Here is a 22,821-nt window from a genome sequence, read left to right as displayed (position 1 = left end):
GTGAGTGACGCGCCGGCGCCGACCGGATCCTGGCGAGAACTGCTCGGCCCGCGCAATCTGGGTGCGTCGACGGTGCTCGCCGGCGGTGTGGCGCTGTATGCCACCAACGAGTTCATCACGATCAGCTTGCTACCCAGCGTGGTCGACGACATCGGCGGGCATCGGCTCTACGCCTGGGTGATGACGGTGTACCTGGTGTCCTCGGTGGCCGCCGCTACCACTGTCAGCGGGGTGCTGGCCCGGCTCGGTCCGCGCCGGGCCTACCTGGTGGGGCTGACGTTCTTCGCGTTGGGCACCGTGGCCTGCGCACTGGCCCCCAGCATGCCGCTGCTGTTGGCCGGCCGGGTGCTGCAGGGCGCGGCGGGCGGATTCGTTGCCGGGTTGGGCTACGCGGTGATCAACACCGCGCTGCCGCCGGCGCTGTGGACCCGGGCCTCGGCTCTGGTGTCGGCGATGTGGGGTGTGGGCACCGTGCTCGGTCCGGCCGCCGGCGGATTGTTCGCGCAGTTCGGGGTGTGGCGCTGGGCATTCGGATCACTGGCCATCGTGACCGCGGCCATGCTGGTCCTGGTACCGATCTCGCTGCCCGCGCGGGACGCCGGGCCGCAACGGCAGGACTGGCGCATCCCGACCGCCTCGCTGCTGCTACTGGGCACCGGTGCGCTGCTGGTGAGTGCGGCCGGCAGTGTGTCCCAACTCGGCCTGACTGTCGCGCTGCTGATCGGCGGAGCGCTGACGGTCGCGGTGTTCCTGGTCGTCGACCGTCGGATGGCGGCATCGGTGTTGCCCGGCACGGCATTTCGGCCCGGTCCACTGAAGTGGATGTACGTGACGCTGGGTGTGTTGATGGCCTCGACCATGGTCGACGTCTACGTACCGCTGTTCGGTCAGCGGCTGGCCGGGCTGACGCCGGTGGCCGCGGGATTCCTGGCGGTCGCGCTGTCGGCCGGTTGGACGTTGTCCGAAATCGGCAGTGCATCGGTGGATGGCCGACGTGCCACCGCCCGCATCGTCAGGGTCGCACCGCTGGTGATGGCGTCCGGTCTGGCGGTGGCCGCGCTGACCCAGCGCGCCGAGGCCGGACCGGGTCTGGTCGCGGTGTGGGCCGTGGCACTGTTCGTGGCCGGTGCCGGCGTCGGGATGGCCTGGCCGCATCTGTCGGCGTGGGCGATGGGCAGCGTTGACGACCCGGCCGAAGGTCCGGTTGCCGCCGCGGCGATCAACACCGTGCAGCTGATGTGCGCGGCGTTCGGCGCCGGATTGGCCGGGGTGCTGGTGAACGTGACCCGACACGGTGAGGTGGCGGCCGCGCGGTGGACCTATGCAACCTTCGCGGTGATCGTCGCGCTGGGGTGGTTGGCAGCGTCGCGGGCCGTGCGGCGCTGAAACGATCAGCTTGAGTGCAACCCTGGGCGGCGCCGCGTCCCGCGGGCACTCTGGTGGTACTCCGCGGGTGTGGCTGAGTGGTGAGGCAGCGGCCTGCAAAGCCGTCCACACGGGTTCGAATCCCGTCACTCGCTCGATACGTATGCTGACGGATCCGCTCGGCTCAGTCCGAGCTTTCCCGGTCTTCCAGGCCGACCGCGGCGATCAACGCCTGGCGTTGCTGCTCGAGCTCGATGTCCTGACCGGCCCCGGCCGCCAACAAATCGGCCAGCGCATCGGCGATCGCGTTGAGCTTCTGCTGCAGCGCGTCATCGGCCCGGGTCTGGGTGTTCTGCAACAGCGCCACCAACAGGAACGTGATGATGGTGGTCAAGGTGTTGATGATCAGCTGCCAAGTATCCAGGTCGAGCACCATGAACGTAGGTGACCAGATCACCACGATGGCCACGCACAGCACGAAGAACCAGGCCTTGGACACTCGCTTGGCGACCGCGGTGGCAAACCGGTCGAAGAGCGGGACCTGGTCGCTCACCTGAGAGGGCATTTCCGCGTCGTTGCACGGTGATTCGCCATTCGGCATGGGCCTCTCCTCCCAGACGCCCCCGGAATGGATCGAGGGTTCCCGTTTTCGGCCGCGGCAAACGCTGCCGGTGGTGTCGCCCTTGCTATTTCGCCGGCGTTGCGGTCCCGGCGCCGGGTTCTGCGGTCTCGGCTTCGCGGCGCATCCGCACCTTGCTGTACAGGCTGATCGCGATCACCAGCGCCAACAGGCTGTACAGCGTGATCGTGATCGGCGTGCTGATCAGCGTGAGCGGGTTGTTCTGCGAGTTGTTCATGGCCTCGCGCAGTGAGGATTCGGCGAGCGGGCCCAGGATCACCGCAATCAGCACGGGCGCCAACGGCACCCCGTACCGCCGCATCGCGAACCCGAGCAGGCCGAGCAGGATCATGAACACCACATCGACCATCGCCGCACTGGCCGCGTAGACACCGAAGCAGGCGAACATCGAGATGCCGGCGTAGAGGTACTCCCGCGGGATCTCCAGCAGCCGTGCCCACAGCGGCGCGAACGGCATGTTCAGGATCAGCAACACCACCATGCCGATGATCAAGCTGGCCAGCAGCGCCCACACCAGGTCGGCGTTGCGGGTGAACAGCAGCGGTCCGGGTTGCATGCCGTACTGCTGGAATGCCGCCAGTAGCATGGCCGCGGTCGCCGAGGTGGGCAGCCCCAGCGCCAGCAGCGCGCCCATCGCGGTGCCGGCCGTCGCGTTGCCGGCCGCCTCCGGGGCGGCCACCCCGCGGATCGCGCCCCGGCCGAACTGCGGCGTCTTGCGTCGGGCGTCGAGCCGCTTTTCCACGCCATAGGCCAGGAACGTCGGGACCTCGGCGCCACCGGCCGGGATCACCCCGAACGGCACGCCGAACGCGGTACCGCGCAACCACGCCGGCAACGCGTCGCGGTACTCCTGGCGGGACAGGAACGGGCGGCCGGTGGACGGGCTGAAGGTGCGGTCGTCGGGTCGCCCGACCCGCGAGGCCACGTACATCACCTCGCCGACCGCCAGCATCGCCACCGTGATCACCACGATGCTGACGCCGTCGAACAGGGCCACGTTGCCGAAGGTGAACCGCTGTGAGCCGCTGACCTGATCGGTGCCGATCATGGCCAGCGCCAACCCGATCAGCAGTGCGGCCAGACCCTTGAGCACCGAGTCGGAGACCACCGCGGAGGTCGCGATGAACGCGAACAGGGCCAGCGCGAAGTACTCGCCGGGGCCGAACTTGGTGGCCATGTCGGCCAGCGCGGGCGCGAAGAACACCACCAGGATGGTCGCGATCATGCCGCCGATGAACGCGCCCAGCGCCGAGGTGGCCAACGCCTGGGCGCCGCGGCCGCGGCGGGCCATCAGATGGCCTTCCAGCGATCCGGCGATGGCGGTGGAGTTGCCCGGCGTGTTCATCAGGATGCCGGCGATCGAGTCGCCGAACAGTCCACCGAAGTAGATCCCGGCGAACATCACCAGCGCGGCCAGCGGATCGATGGTGAAAGTGATCGGCAGCAGCAGCGCGACGGCCATCGCCGAGCCCAGTCCGGGCAGCACCCCGACGGCGGTTCCGATCAGTGCGCCGATCAGGACGTACAGCAGGTTGACCGGAGTGAGGACGGCGGCGAACCCATCCATCAGGTTGACCAGCGAATCCATCAGAACATCCCCATCACGCCGGGCGGCAGGTTCAGCCCCAGCAGGCCGGAGAACACCAGTTGCATCACCGAGGAGGCGGCCAGACCGATCAGCAGGTTGGCGACGTAGCGGGTGCTGCCCAATCCCACGGTGACACCCCAGAACACCACCGCTCCGGCGATGATCCAGCCGGCCGGCACCAGCAGTACCGCGAACGCGACGAACGACCCGACGGTGATGCCGGTGGCCCGCCAGTTGCTGGCCAGAAAGCTGACCGGGCGGCCGTCGTCGTCCAAGACAGGTGCGGACACTTCGGGATTGCGGAAGATGGTCAGCGTCAACAGTGCTGCCACCAGGAAGCAGAACCCGGCGGTGATCCACGGGAAAGCCTTGGGTCCGAACAGTTCTGCATCGTCGGCCACCTCCATGTCGAAGATGCCGTAGATCAGGAACAACCCGAGTGCCACCAGCAGCGCGGGCATGACCAGTGCGGTCTTGCCGGCCCAGAACCGCCGCGTCGGGGCGGGAGCGGCAGGCGTGCTCATGCCAACCCCAGGTCGTCGAGGATCGCGTCGATGCGCTGTTGCTCCGCGGTCAGGAAGTGGCCGAATTCTGCACCGGTGAGCAAGGATTCATTCCATCGGTTGCGCTCCACGACGGTTTTCCAATGTTCGGTCTCGGTCATCTCGGTGACGATGTCGATCAGCTCGCTCTGCTGTTCGGCGGTCAGGCCGGCCGGTGCGACCAGACCGCGCCAGTTCACCAGGTCCACGGCGTCGAAGCCGGCTTCGGCCGCGGTGGGTGCATCCAACCCGTCCAACCGCTGCGGTGCGATGACCAGCAGTGCCCGCAGCCGGCCTTCGTCGAGCATGTCCCGAAAGTCGTTGTAGCCACTGATTCCCACGCCCGGGGTGCCCGGCGCGGTGGACAGCAGGTTGATGGTGAGCTCACCGCCGCCGGCATAGGCGGCGTACCGGATGCGGTCGGGGTCTATGCCGCCCTCGCGCGCCAACTGCGCGGCGATCATGTGGTCGACGCCGCCGGCGGAGCCGCCGCCGATCGGTAAGGCCGGGGGATCGGCGCGCCAGGCCGCCAACAGGTCGGCGTAGCTTCGAAACGGTGAGTCCGCGGGCACCACGACGACGTCGAAGTCCTCGGCCAGCCGGGCGATCGGCGTCAGTTCCGACAGCGCAATGTCCGACTCGTTGCGGGTGATACCGCCGAGCATCACGGTGCCGGTCACCATCATGGTGGACGGGTCACCGCGCAGCCGGGACAGTTGGCTCAGCCCGATGGTGCCGGCCGCGCCCGGGATGTTGACCACCTGCACGTTGTTGACGATCTTGTCGGTGCGCAACGCCTGCTGGGCTTCCCGCGCGACCAGATCCCAGCCGCCGCCGGCGGCGGCCGGTGCGATCAGGGTGAGCTTGGCGCGCGCGTCGGCGCCGGAACCGGACTTACCGGCGTCGATCCCAGCGGCGATCACCAGGGCGGCCACGCACAGCACGCCGAGGATCCATCGAGCCGCTGCCGACACCCGCACGGGATTCCTCTCGCCGAGATTGCGCTGGGCACTCATCGTGCAGCACAAGCCTGCTGTGCGTGCGGTTTTCGGCTGAGTCGAGCTCAGGACGTCGCGCGGCCGACCGGGGTGTCACGGATCACGAGTGACAGCCCCCAACTGACCACCGAGAGCACGATCGCACCCCAGATCGCGGTCCACCAGAACTCGGTGACATCCAGTCCCCAGTGCGTGGTGTTGCGGGTGATCCACGACGTGATCCACAGCATCAGCGCATTGATCACGATGTGGATCAGACCGAGGGTCAGGATGTAGAGCGGGATCGCCAGAATCTGCACGACCGGTTTGAGGACGGCATTGACCAGGCCGAAGATCACCGCGACCAACAACACGGTCAGCACCTTGATCAGCGGACTGGCGCCGGGGCTCCAGACGAAGTAGATGCCCGGCACGATCAAGGTGACGAGCCACAGCGCGAAGCCGGTGACACCGGTGCGCACCAGAAACGGTCCCATACCGCTGATCCTGCCACGGGTCGGCCCCTTGATGCGCTGATCGGCAGGGTCGGCGACGGATCGTTACCTGCTGTCTCGCAACGGGTTCCGGTGTTGCGCTGCGACGAGTCGGCGGCGCGGCCGCGAATTCGACGAGTCTCGTTGTCAGCCACCGGTTTCCGGGCGCCGAATGTGACCGAGCCGACATCGGGGCCCATCGAGCGTCTCAGCACCGGCGCGTCGGGCCGTGTAGTAATCCTCACGGTGGTGCCGAATTCGCCCTGAATGCGCTGGTGGGAGGCGAAGATAGCAGATGGACACGGCAATTGTGTCGCGAATTGCACCCATCGTCCGGGAACGACGGGCTAATGTCTGCAGTTGGCGTTTCATGTACGGAACGGAAACCTTGGGAGGGTTTGGATGAGCGGCTACAACACCGTCTTGGTCGGCACCGACGGCTCGGATTCGTCGTTGCGGGCAGTCGACCGGGCGGGTGCGCTCGCATCGGGACCGGACGCGAGGGTCATCCTGGCGACCGCGTACTTCCCTGCCAGTGACGACGCGCGCGCGGCCGACGTCCTCAAGGACGAGGGCTACAAGATGGCCGGCAACGCCCCGATCTATGCGATCTTGCGGGAGGCGCGGGACCGCGCCAAGGCCGCCGGTGCCTCCAACATCGAGGAACGCGCCATCGTCGGCGCCCCGGTGGACGCGCTGGTCGAGCTGTCCGAAGAAGTCGGTGCGGATCTGCTGGTGGTCGGCAACGTCGGTCTGAGCACCATCGCCGGCCGGCTGCTCGGTTCGGTGCCGGCCAACGTGGCACGTCGGTCGAAGATCGACGTGCTGATCGTGCACACCACGGGCTAGTCACGACGACGGGCTGGTCAGCCCGTGGCGCCGGCGGCTACCAGCCGCGTTCCCTCCACTCGGCGAGGTGCGGCCGCTCGGCGCCCAGCGTGGTGTCATCACCGTGGCCGGGATAGATCACGGTCGAGTCCGGGTAGACGTCGAACACCTTGCTGGTGACGTCACCGAGCAGGGTTTCGAAGTCGCCGGGCTGCCAGGTCTTGCCGACCCCACCCGGAAACAGGCAATCGCCGGTGAACAGATGGGTCACCCCGCCGGTTGCGGTGCCGGTCAACGCCAGCGCCACCGAGCCCGGAGTGTGCCCGCGCAGATGGATGACGTCGAAGTTCAGTTCGCCGATCTGCACGGTGTCACCGTCGGCGAGGATCCGGTCCGGGGTCACCGGCAGTGCCTCGGCGTCGAGTCGATGCGCTGCGGTCGGTGCGCCGGTGGCAGCTGCGACCGCCTCCAGAGCCTGCACGTGGTCGAAGTGCTGATGGCTGGTGACGATCAACTCCACGTTCGGGGCGTACTCGCGGATCACCTCGAGCAGGGTGTCGGCGTCGTTGGCGGCGTCGATCAGCAGCGACTTTCCGGTCGCCGTGCAGGTGATCAGGTAGGCGTTGTTGTCCATCGGCCCGACCGAGACCTTGACGACGGTCGCGCCCGGTAGCTCGCGGCGGGCCCCGCTACCTGCGTCGACGTGGCCGGAATAGGAATCTGCGATGACCGTCATGTGATCCAGGTTACTGGCCGGGCCGGGCTTGGCCGGTAGCGGACCGTAGCTTGTCGGTGGCGGCACATAGCATGGACGACGACGTCCGCGGACTCCCGCGGCGTGTCCGCAGAACCAGTTAGGAATGAGGGGCAGCGGGTGGCCGATCGCCTCATCGTCAAGGGTGCGCGCGAGCACAATCTGCGCGGCATCGACCTCGAGTTGCCGCGTGACGCCCTGATCGTGTTCACCGGTCTGTCCGGGTCAGGGAAGTCGTCGCTGGCGTTCGACACCATCTTCGCCGAGGGTCAGCGCCGCTACGTCGAATCGCTGTCGGCCTACGCCCGGCAGTTCCTCGGCCAGATGGACAAACCCGACGTCGACTTCATCGAGGGCCTGTCCCCGGCGGTGTCCATCGACCAGAAGTCGACCAACCGCAACCCCCGCTCCACCGTCGGCACCATCACCGAGGTGTATGACTACCTGCGTCTGCTGTACGCGCGGGCGGGCACTCCGCACTGCCCGGTGTGCGGCGAGCGGATCGCCCGCCAAACCCCGCAGCAGATCGTCGATCAGGTGCTGGCGATGGACGAGGGCCTGCGCTTCCAGGTGCTGGCCCCGGTGGTGCGCACCCGCAAAGGCGAGTTCGTCGACCTGTTCGACAAGCTCAACACGCAGGGCTACAGCCGGGTCCGGGTGGACGGCGTGGTGCATTCGCTGACCGACCCGCCCAAGCTGAAGAAGCAGGAAAAGCACGACATCGAGGTGGTGGTCGACCGGCTGACGGTCAAGGCCAGCGCCAAGCAGCGGCTCACCGACTCGGTGGAAACCGCACTGAACCTCGCCGACGGCATCGTGGTGCTGGAGTTCGTCGACCGGGAGGACGACCACCCGCACCGCGAACAGCGCTTCTCCGAGAAGTTGGCCTGCCCCAACGGGCACCCGCTGGCCGTCGACGACCTGGAACCGCGGTCGTTCTCGTTCAACTCGCCCTACGGCGCCTGCCCGGAATGCGTGGGTCTTGGCATCCGCAAGGAGGTCGACGTCGACCTGGTGGTGCCCGACCCGGAGCTGACGCTGGCCGAAGGCGCGATAGCGCCGTGGTCCATCGGGCAGAGCGCGGAGTACTTCACCCGGATGATGTCCGGGTTGGGTGACGCGCTCGGCTTCGACGTGGACACGCCGTGGCGCAAGCTGCCGGCCAAGGCCCGCAAGGCGCTGCTGGAGGGCTCCGATCAGCAGGTGCACGTGCGGTACAAGAACCGCTACGGCCGGACCCGGTCCTACTACGCGGACTTCGAAGGCGTGCTGGCCTATCTGCAGCGGCGGATGGAGCAGACCGACTCCGAGTCGATGAAGGAACGCCTGGAAGGGTTCATGCGTGACGTGCCGTGCCCGGAATGTCAGGGCACCCGGCTCAAGCCGGAGATCCTGGCGGTCACGCTGGCCGCCGGCGACCGCGGCGCGAAGTCCATCGCGCAGGTGTGTGCGCTGTCGATCGCGGAGTGCTCGGACTTCCTCAACGCGTTGACCCTGGGTCCGCGGGAGCAGGCCATCGCCGGGCAGGTGCTCAAGGAGGTGCAGTCCCGGCTGGGCTTCCTGCTCGACGTGGGTTTGGAGTACCTGTCGCTGGAACGCGCCGCCGGCACGCTGTCCGGCGGCGAGGCGCAGCGCATCCGGCTGGCCACCCAGATCGGGTCGGGTCTGGTGGGCGTGCTCTACGTGCTCGACGAGCCGTCGATCGGCCTGCACCAGCGGGACAACCGTCGGCTGATCGAAACCCTCACCCGGCTAAGGGATTTGGGCAACACCCTGATCGTGGTCGAACACGACGAGGACACCATCGCGCATGCGGACTGGATCGTCGACATCGGCCCGGCTGCGGGTGAACACGGCGGCACCGTGGTGCACAGCGGCACCTACCAGGAGTTGTTGAAGAACCCGAATTCGATCACCGGTGCCTACCTGGCCGGCCGGGAGTCGATCGAGGTGCCGGCGATCCGGCGGCCGACCGACAAGAACCGCAAGCTGACCGTGGTCGGGGCGCGTGAGCACAACCTCAAGGAGATCGACGTCAGCTTCCCGCTCGGGGTGCTCACCTCGGTGACCGGGGTGTCCGGATCGGGTAAGTCCACTCTGGTCAACGACATCCTGGCGGCCGTGTTGGCCAACAAGCTCAACGGTGCGCGGATCGTGCCGGGCCGGCACACCCGGATCACCGGACTGGATCAGGTGGACAAGTTGGTCCGGGTCGACCAGTCCCCGATCGGGCGCACCCCGCGGTCCAACCCGGCCACCTACACCGGCGTGTTCGACAAGATCCGCACGCTGTTCGCGGCCACCACCGAGGCCAAGGTGCGCGGCTATCAGCCGGGCCGGTTCTCGTTCAACGTCAAGGGCGGCCGCTGCGAGGCCTGCTCGGGTGACGGCACCATCAAGATCGAGATGAACTTCCTGCCCGACGTATACGTACCCTGCGAGGTCTGTCACGGCGCCCGGTACAACCGGGAGACGCTCGAGGTGCACTACAAGGGCAAGACCATCTCCGAGGTCCTCGACATGTCGATCGAGGAGGCCACCGAGTTCTTCGAGCCGATCACCGGCATCCACCGCTACCTCAAGACCCTGGTCGACGTCGGCCTGGGTTACGTGCGGCTGGGCCAACCGGCGCCCACCCTCTCCGGTGGTGAGGCCCAGCGCGTGAAGCTGGCGGCCGAGTTGCAGAAGCGCTCCACCGGGCGCACCGTGTACATCCTCGACGAGCCCACCACGGGTCTGCACTTCGAGGACATCCGCAAACTGCTCAAGGTGATCAACGGCCTGGTGGACAAGGGCAATTCGGTGATCGTCATCGAGCACAACCTGGACGTCATCAAGACCTCGGACTGGATCGTCGACATGGGTCCCGAGGGTGGGGCCGGCGGCGGCACCGTGGTGGCCCAGGGCACCCCGGAGGATGTGGCCGGCGTGCCGGAGAGTTACACCGGCAAGTTCTTGACCGAGGTGCTGTCCAGTCAACCGGCCCCGACGCCGGCCGCGCGCAAGCGGGCACCGCGCAAACGCAAGGTCAGTGCCTGAACGACCGCCGGATCAGTTCAGCGTGCGGTGGCTGGTGAACGAAAACCAGTGCGGCCCAAGCTGTTGCACCGAGTCGATGACGTAGTCGCTGACCGTGCGGTGTTCGGTGCGCGGCGGGCTGCCGTCAGCGCTGTAGGCGATTCCGTCGGACCCGTTGAAGTCGTTGCGGCGGGCGAACTCGATGAAGTTGTCGGTGCGACGCGTGATCCGCTGGACCGGGATGTCGGCGATCCGGCCCGGGTGCCGATCGACACCGCCGCCGTGCTCGAACTGCTGCAAGGCCCGCTCGAAGGCGGGCTGCACCAGCCACCAATGCACTTGCGCCGGAACGCCGGTGCCGACCGCGAGTGCACCCGCGGCCACCAACGCCGGGCAGACCAGCAGTACCGCGCGCCCGGCCGAGCCCCGCAACGTCAGGACCGTCGCACACCAGATCACGCCCAGCGCCACCAGCGCCAGCAGTGCGCCGAGGAAGATCCAGCCATCGGTCCCGGCGGGAACGCTCGAGCCGTACAGCAACGCCAGTACCGCGATGCCGGTCGCCGCCGGCAGCAGCCAGGTCGTGGCGCGCACTAGCGCAGCCTCGACAGCGGCGACGGGAACCGAGGTTTGGTACGCACCCCGGCCAGCCACTCGGTGAGCTCCTCGGCGTGCCGTCGCAAGGTTCGGATGCCGTCGCGGCCGACGTCGTCGAGCAGATGCAACTCGATGCCGCCGTCGCCGTCCTGGCCCCAGCCGCCGACGATCCGCCCGTCCAACCACGCGGTGGGTCCGGCATTGCCGTTGCGGTCGAACACCTGGCTGCGGTGCGTCCCCAGGTACCAGTCCCGGTCGAACCAGCCCATCGTGGTGACGTCCAGGCTCGGCAGCAGCGCGCCCCACGGTTCGGGATCCGGCTCGATGTCCAGATCGTCGGGCAACAGGTAACCCGGCGTGCCGTGCAGATCGACCTCGACGGCGTCGACGGCGGCCAGGGCCTGCCGGGCCCAGGTCAAGGTGTTGCCGAACCACCACTTGACGTCGGTGAGGGTGGCGGGGCCGAAGGTGTGCAAGAAGTTGCGCACCAGTTCGTCGCGGGCAGCTTCGGGTTGCGCTGCGGTCACCGGTGCGCCGAGCCAGTCCGCGGCGGCGGTCCAGCGCGGTCGCGAGGTGGTCCAGCCGCCGTCGTTGGGCCCGCGAACGATCTGTCCGCGGGCCCCGAGAACCGTCAGAACCCTTGGTGCCAGGGGTGTTTCACCGCCCCAACGTTTCCCGGGCGCCGGATCGTAGCTGCCGGCGAGCTCGGGCAGCTCCGCGCGCAACCGGGCCGCGGGGGTGGGTCCGTGCCGCTGTAGATGTTCGAGTACGGCGCGGCCCGCGGTCTCCACCCAGACCCGGCCGTCCTCGGCGACACCGGCGGTCTGCGCGTCGGCGGCCAGTTTGCGCGCCTCGTTGTCGGCGACTCGGTCACTGGCCCCGGACTGCACCAGCGGCAGGTCCGCGGTGCGCACGATCCACAACGTGCGGCGCATCGCCAGGTGTTTGAGCAGCGTGCGCCGGCCGTAGAGTTCGGTGTCCAGATCCGCGACGGCGAAGCCGGGCAGGCGCGCCCGCAGCGACAGATACGGCGTCGACGGGTCGGTGGCGTGCAGGCCGATGAACGCGGCGGTCGTTTCGGTGACCGAATAAGCCGAATGGGACAGGAAGTGCCGACGGGCCAGCCGGGCGCGGCGCTCCGCGACGGTGACGGAGCGCACCTAAGAGTCGTCCGCTGACTTCATCGACTTGCGGATCTGCTCCAGGCGTTCGGCGGCCGCCTTTTGCCGGGCCTCGTACTGCTCCTCGACCTGGCGGCCCTCGGGCGTCTCGGACGCCAGCTCGGAAGCACCGATGGCGGTGCCGAACCGGGTCTCGATCTTCTCGCGAACCGAATCGAACGTGGGGACACCCGAGCTGGTGTAGCCCGAATCGGTCGGGGGAGGGTCGAAGCGGGCCGGCGCATCGGAGGGGGCCGAGTCGTCGGCGGTGTCGTCGGGATCCTCGGGCATGGTTCAACCGTACTCGCGGGTGCCCGGGTGCACCTGCACTCCAGGTGTGCCGAGCACGCCGGCCAGCCAGGGTAGGGCGGTGCTGAACATGTGGGCGGCGAACGGCCAGTCGTGCTTGCCGGGTTCGGTACGCACCGCGCAGGCGATGCCGCGGGTGCGGCCCAGCGTGCACAGTGCGTCCGCGGCCACAGCTTGGTCGTTGCGCTGGACTGAATCCGCGGCCGCGCGCACCGTGCCGGGCGCATCCGGTACGCCGGGCCCGCCGGGTTCGCCGTTGACCAGGAATAGTCCGGAAACATCTTGGTAGTCACCGTGTTTGGTGATGACGCTGGTGGGGTCGAAGGATGCCCACGCCGCCAGGTCCCCGCCGTAGAGGCGTTCGATGGTTTGCGCCTTGTTTCCCGAGTTGGGGCCCAGGTCGCCGGCGATGTCCACGAAGGATCGGAACAGCTCGGGATGCATCACGGTCAGATCCACCGCACAGGTACCGCCCATCGAGAATCCGACGATGCCCCAGTGGGCTGGGTCGGTGCTGACCCCGAAGTGCTGCTGCAGATAAGGCACCACATCCTTGGTCAGATGGTCGGCCGAGCGCCCGCGCGGACCGTTGACACACTCGGTGTCGTTGTCGAATCTGCCGCCGGGGTCGACGAAGACGAACACCGGGGCGTTGCCGCGGTGCGCGGCCGCGAACTTGTCCAGGCTGTCGATCGCACCGCCGGAACGCAGCCAGTCGGCCGGGGTGTTGAACTCGCCTCCGATCATCAGCACCGCCGGCAACTGCGGGGGCGGTGAGCCGGCGAACCACGCCGGCGGCAGGTAGACGAGTTCCTCGCGGTGCCGAAAACCCGAACCGGTGGCCGGAATGTTCACCGCCACCACCCGACCGGTGGCCGGCAGCACGTGGTGGATCCGGCTCCGGGCGGCCAACGCGGGCAACGCCTCGGCGTCGGTCTGATCCGGCAGTGGGCCGGCGCTCAGCTGCTGCCAGACGCTGCTCGCGGTGGGGTAGTAGCCGACCCAGAGATTGAGCGCCAACGCTGCGCAGAGCAGGCTCATCGGTATCGACGCCAGCGCCGCCGTGCGCCGCCACCAGCGCGCCGAACGCCAGCCCGCCAGCGCCACCACGACGGCCGCGCCGGCCCCGGCCAGCCACCACCACAGGCCCGCCGGTGCCGGGTCGCCGACATTGCCCTCCGCGGCGAGTCGCAGATATCCGCAGGCGGCGGCAATGACGCCGAAACCAGCCGCGATCGGCAATACCCGCCGGTGCCAACGGCGGGTGCGTCGGCCGATCGCCAGCACCAACAGGGCCGCCGCCACAACTTGTGCCAGCACCGGCAGCCACCCGTGCACCAGCGAGGTCCGCTGCAGCACGGAGTCGAGGTCGGTGGCGGTCACACTCAGCGTCACGATGTCATCGTGGCGGCCGATGCTGCGGATTGGCTGTGGGTCAGCGCGGCTTTGCCAACGGAAACGGCAGGGTGTCCCGGATGCTACGGCCGGTGATCAGCATGACCACCCGGTCCACGCCCATGCCCAGCCCACCGGTCGGCGGCATGGCGTACTCCATGGCCTGCAGGAAGTCCTCGTCGAGTTCCATCGCCTCGGGGTCACCGTCGGCGGCCAACAATGATTGGGCCTGCAGCCGGCGGCGCTGCTCGACCGGATCGGTGAGTTCGCTGTAGGCCGTGCCCAATTCGACGCCCCAGGCCACCAGGTCCCAGCGTTCGGCCACGCCGGGTGCGCTGCGGTGCGGCCGGGTCAGCGGCGACACCGAAGTGGGGAAGTCGGTGTAGAACGTCGGCGCCTCGGTGCGCGCCTCGACCAGGTGCTCATACAGCTCGAGCACCACCGCACCGGCGTCCCACTGGGTTTGGTACGGGACGCCGGCGGCGTCGCAGTGCCGGCGCAGCGTGGCCAGTTCGGTGCCGGCGTCCACCGGTTCGCCCAGGGCCTCCGAGACCGCCTGGTGCACGGACTTGACCGCCCAGGCTCCGGAAATGTCGATCGGTTCCAGGGTGCTGTCGGCGCGGGGCCGCAGCACCACCTGTTCGCCGTTGGCGGCCTGGGCGGCGTGCTGGATCAACTCCCGGGCACCGTCGATCCAGACCCGGTAGTCGGCGTGCGCCTGATACGCCTCCAGCAGCGTGAATTCCGGGTTGTGCGAGAAGTCCACCCCTTCATTGCGAAACGCCCGACCCAACTCGAAGACCCGCTCCACACCGCCGACGCACAGCCGCTTGAGGTAGAGCTCGGGTGCGATGCGCAGGTACAGGTCGAGGTCGTAGGCATTGATGTGGGTGACGAACGGGCGGGCATTGGCCCCGCCGTGGATGCGCTGCAGAATCGGTGTCTCGACTTCGAGAAAGCCCTTGGCGAACAAGGTCTCCCGGATCGACTGCAGCACCTGGCTGCGCGCTGTGATCAGGGTACGGGCTTCCGGGTTGACGGCGAGGTCGACATACCGGGTCCGGACCCGGGCTTCGGAGTCGGTCAGCCCCCGCCACTTGTCCGGCAGCGGCCGCAGACACTTGCCGATCAACCGCCAACTGGTCACCAGCACCGAGCGGGTACCCGAGCGACTGGCGCCCACGGTGCCGGTGGCTTCGATCAAGTCGCCGAGGTCCAACGCGCCGGTGAACGCCGCGGTGTCCGATCCCGGGTCCACCGCCGAGTTGTCCAGCAGCAGCTGCACTTCGCCGGACCAGTCCCGCAGCTGGGCGAACAGCACGTTGCCGTAGTCGCGGATGCGCAGGATCCGGCCGGCGACGCTGACCTGCGTGCCGTCCGTCTCGGCCAGTGCCGCCGCGGCGGTGTGGCTGGGCGGCTGCCCCACCGGGTAGGCGTCGATCCCGTTGTCCTGCAAGGCTTTCAACTTGGCCATCCGGACCCGGACCTGCTCCGGTAGCCGGGGTGACGTCCGCTCGACGGCCTCGGCGCCGTCCGACGCGGTCACGGCGAGGTCCGGGGCGCTGCCGTCGGAGTGCAAGCCGGCGCTCTGCGCGACGGCGGCCGGCACCGCGGAATGTTGACCGGTGTGCTGCTCGGCGCGGCGACTGAACGGCAGCACCAGGAACCCCTCGGCGATCACCGACGCCACCCCGACCCGCGGGATCAGCCGGGCGTCCTCGTAGCAGGCGTAGCGCGGCACCCATTCCGGTTGGTACTTCATGTTGCTGCGGTACAGCGTCTCCAGCTGCCACCAGCGGGAGAAGAACACCAGCACTGCGCGCCACAACCGAGCCACCGGCCCGGCGCCCAACGCGGCACCTTCCTCGAAGGCCGAACGGAACATCGCGAAGTTCAGTGAGATCCGGCTGATGCCGAGTCCTTCGGCTTGCAGACACAGTTCACTGACCATCAATTCGATGGTGCCGTTGGGAGACCCGGGGGAGCGGCGCATCAGATCCAGGGACACCCCGTTGTTGCCCCACGGCACCAGCGACAGCATCGCCACCACCTGACCGGCGCCGTCGTCGTCGCTGCGGATCGCCTCGAGCAACAGACAGTCGGCGTCGGCCGGGTCACCGAGGCGTCCCAGAGCCATCGAGAAGCCGCGCTCGGTGTCGGTGTCGCGCCAGGCGTCGGCGCGCTCGATCACCGCCGCCATCTCCTGCTGACTCAGTTCGCGGTGCCGGCGGATCCGCACCGACAACCCGGCGCGCCGGGCCCGGGTCACGGCCTGGCGCACCGGTTTCATCTCCGGTCCGGACAACGTGTACCCGTCCGGATGCAGGATCGCCTCGTCGCCGAGCTCCAATGCGTTCAGTCCGGCATCGCGGAAGGCCTGTGCGGCAGCAGAACTCGCGCCCATCACACCGGGTGCCCAGCCGTAGCCGGCGCACAGTCGAAGCCAGGCCGCGATGGCCTGCGGCCAGGCCCGTGGATCCCCGACCGGGTCCCCGGAGGCCAGACAAACGCCCACCTCGACCCGGTAGGCGATCGCGGCGCGGCCGTTGGGCGCGAACACCACCGACTTGTCCCGGCGGGTGGCGAAGTAGCCCAGCGAATCGTTCTTGCCGTAGGTCGCCAGCAGCCCCCGGATGGCCGATTCGTCCTCGCCGGTCAGTGCGTTGTCGGCGCGTTGGGACAAGAACAGCACGATCGCGGCGGCCATCAGGGCCAGCGCCCCGAACAGGCCCAGTGCGGCATTGACGAAGCCGTGCGGATGGTGGCCGTTGAACAGATCCGGGTCGGCGCCCGCGAACGCCAACACCCGGTTGGTCGCGTAGCCCAACCGCTCATCGGGTTGCAGCGTGCCCGGGAACAGTTCCAGCAAGCTCCAACCCAATCCGATGCCGATCGCCATCCCGACCGCCAGCACGGCAGCCGCCCGCAGCAGCGCGGCCCGGCGCACCTTGGCCCAGAACTCGTGCACCGACGCCAGCAGCAACCCGATCGCGGCCAGGTGCACCACGATGCCGATCACTTCGCCGATCTGTGCCGATACCGATTCGGCACCGGTGAGCAGGTCGACCAGGTTCCACCCGGCGGCGCCGATGAAGTAGAGCAGCAGGACCCACCACGCGATGCGTTTGCGCGCCGCCGATGCTGCGGCCAGCAGCGCCAGCACGAACGCCCAGGCGAAGCTGGTGTCCGGGAAGTTGAACAGATGGTCGTTGACGAATTCCCGTGGAACCCGGATCAGTTCCCGGATCGTCGGGGACACGCTGCCGATCAACGACAGCGTGGCGATGACCCCGATGGTCCAGCCGATCGCGGTGGGAACCCAGTGCAGTCGGGTGACGGGGCGTGCAAGTGGCCGCGCGACCGCCTTCACCGTTGCACGCGCAGTGCGGGTCATAGGGCGCGAGGATATTCGCCGCAGCCCGGATATGTGCGCTTAAGCGTGCGGGTCCGAGCAGCCGGTCGGCTACCAGACCGGGCCGGTGTACTTCTCGCCCGGCCCGTGGCCGGGCTCCTCGGGGGCCGCGCTGGCCTCCCGGAAAGCCAATTGCAGACTCTTCAGGCCGTCGCGCACCGGTCCGGCGTGCGGACCCAGGTACTCCACCGACGCCGTCACCAGGCCGGCCAGCGCGGTGATCAACCGGCGTGCCTCGTCCAGATCGCGATGCGCGCTGTCGTCGGGTACGTCTTCGCCCAGACCGAGCTTTTCGGCCGCGGCGCTCATCAGCATCACCGCGGCGCGGGTGATCACCTCGACCGCGGGGATCTCGGCCAGGTCGCGGACCTGGGAGTCGGCGGCTGCACCGGCCTCGTCGGCGATTCTCGGATCATCGGTCATGCCTGCTAGACTTGCACGCGCGACCGCCTCGGCGAACAGCCGGGGCACGAACAAGTGGAGTCCCACTCCCACCGCTGGCCCCACGGTACAGCGGTCCGGTCACCGGTATCAGACGATCCGGTTTCGCACCCGAATGCTCGGGGGCGAGCGGCGAACACCGCGACTGGTCGGCAATGGGCCCTGCTGTGAGCAGGGCATTTTTGTTGATGGAGTGGCCTCCGACCCGATACGACAATGGGAGGGCCCATCAGCACTGAGACCCGCGTCAACGAGCGCATACGTGTACCTGAAGTCCGTTTGATCGGTCCCAATGGGGAACAGGTAGGCATCGTGCGCATCGAAGATGCACTCCGTGTCGCCGCGGATGCCGATCTCGATCTCGTCGAAGTAGCCCCGAACGCCAGGCCGCCGGTCTGCAAGATCATGGACTACGGCAAGTTCAAATACGAGACGGCACAGAAGGCGCGCGAGTCTCGCAAGAACCAGCAGCAGACCGTCGTCAAGGAACAGAAGCTGCGTCCCAAGATCGACGACCACGACTACGAGACCAAGAAGGGTCACGTGGTGCGCTTCCTGGAAGCCGGGTCCAAGGTCAAGGTGACCATCATGTTCCGCGGCCGCGAGCAGTCCCGCCCCGAACTGGGCTACCGACTGTTGCAGCGGCTCGGCGCCGATGTGGCCGAGTACGGCTTCGTCGAGACGGCCGCCAAGCAGGACGGCCGCAACATGACGATGGTGCTGGCACCGCACCGCGGCGCGAAGACTCGCGCCAAGGCGGCACACGATGCCGATGCGCCGGCCCAGCGGCCCGCACCGGCGTCCGAAGACAAACCTGAAACCACCCAGTAGAACTGAGGACTCATGCCCAAGGCCAAGACCCACAGCGGCGCTTCGAAGCGCTTCCGCCGCACCGGAACCGGCAAGATCGTCCGGCAGAAGGCCAACCGTCGCCACCTGCTCGAGCACAAGCCGAGCAAGCGCACCCGTCGGCTGGACGGCCGCACCGAGGTGGCTGCCAATGACGTCGCGCGCGTCAACCGGATGCTGAACGGTTAATCCGACCGCATCTTCGAGAACTCTTTCGACCAAACACGATAGGAACACTTCATGGCACGCGTGAAGCGGGCAGTCAATGCCCAGAAGAAGCGGCGTAGCGTCCTCAAGGCGTCCAAGGGCTACCGCGGCCAGCGTTCGCGGCTCTACCGCAAGGCCAAGGAACAGCAGCTGCATTCGCTGACCTACGCCTACCGGGACCGTCGGGCCCGTAAGGGCGAGTTCCGCAAGCTGTGGATCTCCCGGATCAACGCCGCGGCCCGCGCCAACGACATCACCTACAACCGGCTGATCCAGGGTCTCAAGGCCGCCGGCGTCGAGGTGGACCGCAAGAACCTGGCCGAGATCGCGGTCAGCGACCCGGCCGCCTTCAACGCCCTGGTCGACGTGGCCCGCGCCGCGTTGCCCGAGGACGTCAACGCTCCGTCCGGAGAGGCTGCCTGAGCCTGTCCGCGGATGCGGTACTGACCGAACGTTCGGCCCGTGTGGTCGCGGCAGTCAAACTGCTGCGGCACACGGGCCGAATGCGTGCCGGCCGGTTTCTGGCCGAGGGGCCCAACCTGGTGCAGGCCGCAGCGCAGCGGGCTCTGGTGCTGGAGGTCTTCGCCACCGAGACCGCGGCCGCCAGGTTCGCCGACTTGATCGCCGGGTTGCCGGTGCGGCTGGTCACCGAAAAGGCCGCGAAGTCGTTGTCGGACACCGTGACCCCGACCGGATTGGTGGCGGTGTGCACGCTGCCCGAAGCCCGGCTGACCGAGGTGTTGGCGGGCGCGCCCAAGCTGGTCGCGGTGGCAGTCGGCATCTCCGAACCGGGGAACGCCGGCACCTTGATCCGGATCGCCGACGCCATGGGTGCCGACGCGGTGGTGCTGGCCGGGCACGCCGTGGATCCCTACAACGGCAAGTGCCTGCGCGCCTCGACCGGCAGCATCTTCACGATTCCGGTCATCGTGGAACCCGACACCGGGGCGGTGCTTCAGGCCCTGCGCGGCGCCGGGCTGCGGGTGCTGGCCACGGCGCTGGACGGCGCCACCGATCTCGGTGAGCTGGACTTGAGCGTGCCGACGGCCTGGCTGTTCGGCCCCGAAGCCCACGGCCTGCCCGACGACGTGGTCGCCGCGGCCGACGTCCGGGTGCGCATCGAAATGCCGGGCAGTGCCGAGAGTCTCAACGTCGCGGCGGCTGCGGCGATCTGTCTGTATCAGAGTTCACGCGCGCACGCGGTCACAAAGCCAGATGGAGTTTGAGCGCTTCATCGATAGCGGACAGTTCAGCGGTGGATGCCCTGCCCAATCGGTGCAGTAGGCGTTGCGTCGCAACAGATCTCACTTGTTCAGTCTGGGCCTTCGAATCGACGGCCAGGCCCGTGCTTGCCGCCGACAGCAGCACCTGGAACGGATAGATCTTGTCGGTGTTGCTGGTTACCGGGACAACTGTGATCACACCGCGCCCGAGCCGGGTCGCGCTGGCGTTGGCTCTGTCGTTGCTGACGATGACAGCAAGTCGGCGCTTGTTCGCCTCGCCGCCACGTGCCGGGTCCAGGTCGACCTGCCAGATCTCACCGCGCAGCATCAGTCACGCCGTCCCCGACGGTGCTCTCCCAAGCCGCAGAGTCATCGTCCTCGGACCACTCTGCCCACGCTTCGGCATAGTCGTTCTCGAGGTCGGGATGGCGCAACATCTGGACCGCGCGCTGCAAACCTGCCGATCGCGATGGCAAACCCGCTGTCTTGACGTACGCGTCCAATGTTGCGACGTCCTCGTCGGACAAGCTCACGCTTAGCTTCATACCGCGATGCTACCGGGGTAGCATTTCAGTAGCAATCGCGGGCTGCGCCGGCGCTGGTCGGCTCAGGCAGCGCGGCGTCGGTTCCGTGCCGGCCGCCGGCCGGCCAGCGAGAACGTGTTGTGCACCAGCGAGCCGGCAGCTTCGACCAGCACCTTGGGGTGCGGCGGCAGCGGAACCGGGGGTTTGGGCAGCGGCGAGCGGCGGCGCGGCATGTAGTGCACCGGCAGGTCACGCCGATCGCGCGGCGGGTCCATGAAGAACGGCGACTCGACCAGCGGCGCGTCCGCACGCTCCTTCCCGGTGGCACGCCGGTAACCCTGCAGGGCGCGCGGATGCAGCCGGATCTCGTCGGGCACCACCCAGAACGCGATCTCGACGGCCTTGCCGAACAGTCGCAGCACCACCTCGTCGCCGGGGGTCCAGCGCAGCCCGGCGCGCTCCCGTACCACCGGGTCGAACAGGCCCGCGGCCACCCAGCGCTGGGCACCGAGCAGCGGCGCGAACATCTGATCCCAGACCTGCGTGGGCACTGGCACGAATTTCGGTTTGGGGATCCGCATTTCGAGGATGTCCAACGCGGCCCGGTTGATCTCGAGCTCGTCGCGGCAGGTGCGTTCCCAGTACTCGCAGAAGTCTTCCCAGGTCTCGGGCACCGGCCGCATGCTCATGCCGTACATCCGGTACCACTGCACGTGCTCGTCGAACAGTTGGCGCTTCTCGGCCTCGGTCAGCCCGCCGCAGAAGTACTCGGCGACCTTGAGGATCAGCATGAAGAAGGTGGCGTGCGCCCAGTAGAAGGTGTCCGGGTCCAACGCGTGATAGCGCCGGCCCTGCGCGTCGACACCCTTGATGGTGTCGTGAAAGCCGCGCACCTGGGCGCCGGTCTGCGCGGCGCGGTCGCCGTCGTAGACCACGCCGAGGATCGGGTACATCGAGCGGGCCACCCGCTGCAGCGGCTCCCGCATGATCGTGGAATGGTCCTCGACCCCGGCGCCGAGTTGCGGGTACATGTTCTGCAGGGCGCCGATCCAGGTGCCCATGATGCCGGTGCGCAGGTCACCGAAATACTTCCAGGTCAGGGAGTCCGGTCCGAGTGGATCGGGTTGCTCGGCGTCACCCGGCGGGGCAGCGACCCGGCGCGGTGCAGATCGGGGCGGCTTCGGCGCGGTCGTCGTTGATGCGCTCATCGCTGCGTTCCTCCCTGTGCGGGGTGTTGTACCTCCGAAGATAGTTCTGACAACTGGCGTTGTCCACCATTGCCGGTGACGCGTGTCACGTCGTTACGCAGTGGCGACCGGTCCGCCGCGAGGCCGTGACCAGCGCGGCAGCGCCGGGCGCGGCGCATGCCGACCGGCAACATTGCCGCGGTCGTCGTGCAGCACCTACGCTGGCGCCGTGGTGCCCGAGCCTGCCGACTGCACCGAGCCGGACTCGGATGGCCCCGACGCGGCGCCCGCGGTGCAGGAACCCTTCGGCGTCCGGTCGGTACTGACCTGGCTGGACGTCACCAATCACCGGCCCGAGGTAGTTGCCTTCTTGCGCAAGGCCCGTCGCGCGCTGCCCGGCGATCCCGAGTTCGGCGATCCGCTGTCGCTGTCCGGTGAGGGCGGGCCCCGCGCAGCCGCGCGCGCCGCCGACCGGCTGATCGGCGACCGGGACGCGGTGTCCCGCGAGTTCAGCCTGGCCGGGCTGCAGGTCTGGCAGGCCATCACCGAACGGGTCTCTCGCAAACCCGCCAACGATGAGGCCACCATCGTCTTCACCGACCTGGTCGGCTTTTCCGAGTGGTCGCTGCGGGCCGGCGACGACGCCACCCTGACGTTGCTGCGGCATGTCGCGGCGGCGGTCGAGCCGCCGCTGCTGCGCGACGGCGGACACATCGTCAAGCGGATGGGCGACGGCATCATGGCGGTGTTCCGCCGGCCGGTTCCGGCGTTGCGGGCCGCCCTGGCCGCCCAGGAGGCGATCAGCGAGGTCGAGGTCGACGGGTACACGCCGCGGATGCGGATCGGTATTCACACCGGCCGGCCGCAGCGGATCGGCGCGGACTGGCTCGGGGTGGACGTCAACATCGCGGCCCGGGTGATGGAACGCGCCACCCGAGGCGGCATCGTGGTCTCCGGGCCCACCCTGGAACGCGTCGGCGACGAGGAACTCGATGCGCTCGGAGCGACCGTGAAACGGGCCCGTCGCCAGATGTTCGCGGCCAAACCCAGCGGGGTACCGGCCGACCTGACCATGTACTGGCTGCGGGGGCGGCCCGGCGCCGACGTCGTCGACGACGAGTGAGTGGGCGGGGATCGTCCGTCATCGAGTTGGACATCAGGTAGCCGTCCTGCGAGTAGCGGCCTACCAGAGTTCTGAATCAACGCGGGCGGGCTCTGGCACTGGGCAAACGTGCGCGAGGTCACGGTCGGCCATCACCTATGATCGGCACTTGCGTTACACCGGTGACGCAGTCGTCGAGGAGGCAACCG

23 protein-coding genes and 1 tRNA gene are annotated in these 22,821 nt (G+C 68.3%); 9 read left to right on the top strand and 15 right to left on the bottom strand.

All coding sequences use genetic code 11. From position 1 onward, the window contains the following. Both AC5Y3P_RS18870 and AC5Y3P_RS18865 read left to right on the top strand, forming a co-directional pair. Complete coding sequence (locus AC5Y3P_RS18870; RefSeq protein WP_500047457.1) at nucleotides 1-1,386, top strand: MFS transporter; 1,386 nt, start codon at nucleotides 1-3, stop codon at nucleotides 1,384-1,386. Between the two features lie 63 nt (nucleotides 1,387-1,449). Next, nucleotides 1,450-1,520: transfer RNA gene (locus tag AC5Y3P_RS18865), tRNA-Cys, on the top strand. Nucleotides 1,521-1,549: 29 nt separating this feature from the next. Here the strand turns inward: AC5Y3P_RS18865 and AC5Y3P_RS18860 are convergent. The 5 genes from AC5Y3P_RS18860 to AC5Y3P_RS18840 all read right to left on the bottom strand — a co-directional run bounded on the left by AC5Y3P_RS18860 (nucleotide 1,550) and on the right by AC5Y3P_RS18840 (nucleotide 5,609). Then, complete coding sequence (locus AC5Y3P_RS18860; RefSeq protein WP_500047456.1) at nucleotides 1,550-1,966, bottom strand: low affinity iron permease family protein; 417 nt, start codon at nucleotides 1,964-1,966, stop codon at nucleotides 1,550-1,552. Between the two features lie 85 nt (nucleotides 1,967-2,051). Next, on the bottom strand, nucleotides 2,052-3,593 hold the full coding sequence (locus tag AC5Y3P_RS18855) for a tripartite tricarboxylate transporter permease (RefSeq protein WP_500047455.1): 1,542 nt from the start codon (nucleotides 3,591-3,593) through the stop codon (nucleotides 2,052-2,054). After that, nucleotides 3,593-4,117, bottom strand: a complete 525-nt coding sequence (locus tag AC5Y3P_RS18850) for a tripartite tricarboxylate transporter TctB family protein (RefSeq protein ID WP_500047454.1) — start codon at nucleotides 4,115-4,117, stop codon at nucleotides 3,593-3,595. Before AC5Y3P_RS18850 ends, AC5Y3P_RS18855 begins: the two co-directional genes overlap by 1 nt. Continuing rightward, nucleotides 4,114-5,109: a Bug family tripartite tricarboxylate transporter substrate binding protein gene (locus AC5Y3P_RS18845; RefSeq protein ID WP_500047453.1), complete on the bottom strand. Its 996-nt coding sequence runs from the start codon at nucleotides 5,107-5,109 to the stop codon at nucleotides 4,114-4,116. Before AC5Y3P_RS18845 ends, AC5Y3P_RS18850 begins: the two co-directional genes overlap by 4 nt. Before the next feature lie 89 nt (nucleotides 5,110-5,198). Next, nucleotides 5,199-5,609: a phage holin family protein gene (locus AC5Y3P_RS18840; protein ID WP_500047452.1), complete on the bottom strand. Its 411-nt coding sequence runs from the start codon at nucleotides 5,607-5,609 to the stop codon at nucleotides 5,199-5,201. A gap of 399 nt (nucleotides 5,610-6,008) precedes the next feature. Between AC5Y3P_RS18840 and AC5Y3P_RS18835 the strand changes: the two genes are divergently transcribed. After that, on the top strand, nucleotides 6,009-6,455 hold the full coding sequence (locus AC5Y3P_RS18835) for a universal stress protein (RefSeq protein ID WP_500047451.1): 447 nt from the start codon (nucleotides 6,009-6,011) through the stop codon (nucleotides 6,453-6,455). 37 nt (nucleotides 6,456-6,492) lie between these two features. On the opposite strand, the gene AC5Y3P_RS18830 is transcribed toward AC5Y3P_RS18835, so the two are convergent. Continuing rightward, the gene (locus AC5Y3P_RS18830) at nucleotides 6,493-7,170 is read right to left on the bottom strand and encodes an MBL fold metallo-hydrolase (protein WP_500047450.1); all 678 of its coding nucleotides are present in this window, start codon (nucleotides 7,168-7,170) and stop codon (nucleotides 6,493-6,495) included. 138 nt (nucleotides 7,171-7,308) lie between these two features. Between AC5Y3P_RS18830 and uvrA the strand changes: the two genes are divergently transcribed. Beyond that, nucleotides 7,309-10,227 carry an excinuclease ABC subunit UvrA gene (gene uvrA, locus AC5Y3P_RS18825; RefSeq protein WP_500047449.1) on the top strand — a complete coding sequence of 973 codons (2,919 nt, stop codon included), beginning with the start codon at nucleotides 7,309-7,311 and terminating at the stop codon, nucleotides 10,225-10,227. 12 nt (nucleotides 10,228-10,239) lie between these two features. Here uvrA and AC5Y3P_RS18820 read toward each other — a convergent pair whose 3' ends face one another. From AC5Y3P_RS18820 to AC5Y3P_RS18795, 6 genes are all read right to left on the bottom strand, one after another. Then, complete coding sequence (locus tag AC5Y3P_RS18820) at nucleotides 10,240-10,800, bottom strand: hypothetical protein (RefSeq protein WP_500047448.1); 561 nt, start codon at nucleotides 10,798-10,800, stop codon at nucleotides 10,240-10,242. Continuing rightward, complete coding sequence (locus AC5Y3P_RS18815) at nucleotides 10,800-11,963, bottom strand: winged helix DNA-binding domain-containing protein (RefSeq protein ID WP_500047447.1); 1,164 nt, start codon at nucleotides 11,961-11,963, stop codon at nucleotides 10,800-10,802. Before AC5Y3P_RS18815 ends, AC5Y3P_RS18820 begins: the two co-directional genes overlap by 1 nt. Continuing rightward, on the bottom strand, nucleotides 11,964-12,254 hold the full coding sequence (locus AC5Y3P_RS18810) for a hypothetical protein (RefSeq protein WP_500047446.1): 291 nt from the start codon (nucleotides 12,252-12,254) through the stop codon (nucleotides 11,964-11,966). 3 nt (nucleotides 12,255-12,257) lie between these two features. Further along, nucleotides 12,258-13,667: an alpha/beta hydrolase gene (locus AC5Y3P_RS18805; RefSeq protein WP_500047445.1), complete on the bottom strand. Its 1,410-nt coding sequence runs from the start codon at nucleotides 13,665-13,667 to the stop codon at nucleotides 12,258-12,260. A 40-nt stretch (nucleotides 13,668-13,707) separates the two neighbouring features. Next, nucleotides 13,708-17,061 carry a bifunctional lysylphosphatidylglycerol synthetase/lysine--tRNA ligase LysX gene (gene lysX / locus AC5Y3P_RS18800; RefSeq protein WP_500047444.1) on the bottom strand — a complete coding sequence of 1,118 codons (3,354 nt, stop codon included), beginning with the start codon at nucleotides 17,059-17,061 and terminating at the stop codon, nucleotides 13,708-13,710. A gap of 69 nt (nucleotides 17,062-17,130) precedes the next feature. Beyond that, nucleotides 17,131-17,502 carry a DUF1844 domain-containing protein gene (locus AC5Y3P_RS18795; protein WP_500047443.1) on the bottom strand — a complete coding sequence of 124 codons (372 nt, stop codon included), beginning with the start codon at nucleotides 17,500-17,502 and terminating at the stop codon, nucleotides 17,131-17,133. A gap of 246 nt (nucleotides 17,503-17,748) precedes the next feature. On the opposite strand from AC5Y3P_RS18795, the gene infC reads away from it, so the two are divergent. Genes infC through AC5Y3P_RS18775 form a run of 4 tightly spaced genes read left to right on the top strand, consistent with a single transcriptional unit; the run spans nucleotide 17,749 to nucleotide 19,802 of the window. Then, on the top strand, nucleotides 17,749-18,351 hold the full coding sequence (gene infC / locus AC5Y3P_RS18790; RefSeq protein WP_500047488.1) for a translation initiation factor IF-3: 603 nt from the start codon (nucleotides 17,749-17,751) through the stop codon (nucleotides 18,349-18,351). A 12-nt stretch (nucleotides 18,352-18,363) separates the two neighbouring features. Next, on the top strand, nucleotides 18,364-18,558 hold the full coding sequence (gene rpmI, locus AC5Y3P_RS18785) for a 50S ribosomal protein L35 (RefSeq protein ID WP_500047442.1): 195 nt from the start codon (nucleotides 18,364-18,366) through the stop codon (nucleotides 18,556-18,558). A 51-nt stretch (nucleotides 18,559-18,609) separates the two neighbouring features. Then, nucleotides 18,610-18,999, top strand: coding sequence for a 50S ribosomal protein L20 (gene rplT / locus AC5Y3P_RS18780; RefSeq protein ID WP_500047441.1), 390 nt, complete (start codon nucleotides 18,610-18,612; stop codon nucleotides 18,997-18,999). 41 nt (nucleotides 19,000-19,040) lie between these two features. Further along, on the top strand, nucleotides 19,041-19,802 hold the full coding sequence (locus tag AC5Y3P_RS18775) for a TrmH family RNA methyltransferase (protein WP_500047440.1): 762 nt from the start codon (nucleotides 19,041-19,043) through the stop codon (nucleotides 19,800-19,802). Here the strand turns inward: AC5Y3P_RS18775 and AC5Y3P_RS18770 are convergent. From AC5Y3P_RS18770 to AC5Y3P_RS18760, 3 genes are all read right to left on the bottom strand, one after another. Then, on the bottom strand, nucleotides 19,780-20,130 hold the full coding sequence (locus AC5Y3P_RS18770) for a type II toxin-antitoxin system PemK/MazF family toxin (RefSeq protein WP_500047487.1): 351 nt from the start codon (nucleotides 20,128-20,130) through the stop codon (nucleotides 19,780-19,782). The two genes, AC5Y3P_RS18775 and AC5Y3P_RS18770, sit on opposite strands and share 23 nt — an antisense overlap. After that, nucleotides 20,114-20,344 (bottom strand): ribbon-helix-helix domain-containing protein, encoded by a 231-nt coding sequence (locus tag AC5Y3P_RS18765; protein ID WP_500047439.1) that lies wholly within the window; start codon nucleotides 20,342-20,344, stop codon nucleotides 20,114-20,116. The genes AC5Y3P_RS18770 and AC5Y3P_RS18765 overlap by 17 nt, the downstream gene beginning before the upstream one ends. Before the next feature lie 62 nt (nucleotides 20,345-20,406). Further along, nucleotides 20,407-21,531 carry an oxygenase MpaB family protein gene (locus AC5Y3P_RS18760; RefSeq protein ID WP_500047438.1) on the bottom strand — a complete coding sequence of 375 codons (1,125 nt, stop codon included), beginning with the start codon at nucleotides 21,529-21,531 and terminating at the stop codon, nucleotides 20,407-20,409. 208 nt (nucleotides 21,532-21,739) lie between these two features. Between AC5Y3P_RS18760 and AC5Y3P_RS18755 the strand changes: the two genes are divergently transcribed. After that, a complete protein-coding gene (locus AC5Y3P_RS18755; RefSeq protein ID WP_500047437.1) occupies nucleotides 21,740-22,633 on the top strand; it encodes an adenylate/guanylate cyclase domain-containing protein in 894 nt (297 codons plus the stop codon). Nucleotides 22,634-22,821: the final 188 nt, after the last annotated feature.

The sequence above is a fragment of the Mycobacterium sp. NGS45 genome (genome assembly GCF_059812645.1).
The sequence above is the reverse complement of the archived record's forward strand: the minus strand, read 5'-3'. Positions and strand labels throughout refer to the sequence as shown.

Coding starts and splice junctions, on each gene's coding strand:
- AC5Y3P_RS18860 (WP_500047456.1), bottom strand. CDS start 1,966: ATGCCGAATGGCGAATCACCGTGCAACGACGCGGAAATGCCCTCTCAG.
- AC5Y3P_RS18855 (WP_500047455.1), bottom strand. CDS start 3,593: ATGGATTCGCTGGTCAACCTGATGGATGGGTTCGCCGCCGTCCTCACT.
- AC5Y3P_RS18850 (WP_500047454.1), bottom strand. CDS start 4,117: ATGAGCACGCCTGCCGCTCCCGCCCCGACGCGGCGGTTCTGGGCCGGC.
- AC5Y3P_RS18840 (WP_500047452.1), bottom strand. CDS start 5,609: ATGGGACCGTTTCTGGTGCGCACCGGTGTCACCGGCTTCGCGCTGTGG.
- AC5Y3P_RS18835 (WP_500047451.1), top strand. CDS start 6,009: ATGAGCGGCTACAACACCGTCTTGGTCGGCACCGACGGCTCGGATTCG.
- AC5Y3P_RS18830 (WP_500047450.1), bottom strand. CDS start 7,170: ATGACGGTCATCGCAGATTCCTATTCCGGCCACGTCGACGCAGGTAGC.
- AC5Y3P_RS18810 (WP_500047446.1), bottom strand. CDS start 12,254: ATGCCCGAGGATCCCGACGACACCGCCGACGACTCGGCCCCCTCCGAT.
- lysX (WP_500047444.1), bottom strand. CDS start 17,061: ATGACCCGCACTGCGCGTGCAACGGTGAAGGCGGTCGCGCGGCCACTT.
- AC5Y3P_RS18795 (WP_500047443.1), bottom strand. CDS start 17,502: ATGACCGATGATCCGAGAATCGCCGACGAGGCCGGTGCAGCCGCCGAC.
- rpmI (WP_500047442.1), top strand. CDS start 18,364: ATGCCCAAGGCCAAGACCCACAGCGGCGCTTCGAAGCGCTTCCGCCGC.
- rplT (WP_500047441.1), top strand. CDS start 18,610: ATGGCACGCGTGAAGCGGGCAGTCAATGCCCAGAAGAAGCGGCGTAGC.
- AC5Y3P_RS18765 (WP_500047439.1), bottom strand. CDS start 20,344: ATGAAGCTAAGCGTGAGCTTGTCCGACGAGGACGTCGCAACATTGGAC.
- AC5Y3P_RS18760 (WP_500047438.1), bottom strand. CDS start 21,531: ATGAGCGCATCAACGACGACCGCGCCGAAGCCGCCCCGATCTGCACCG.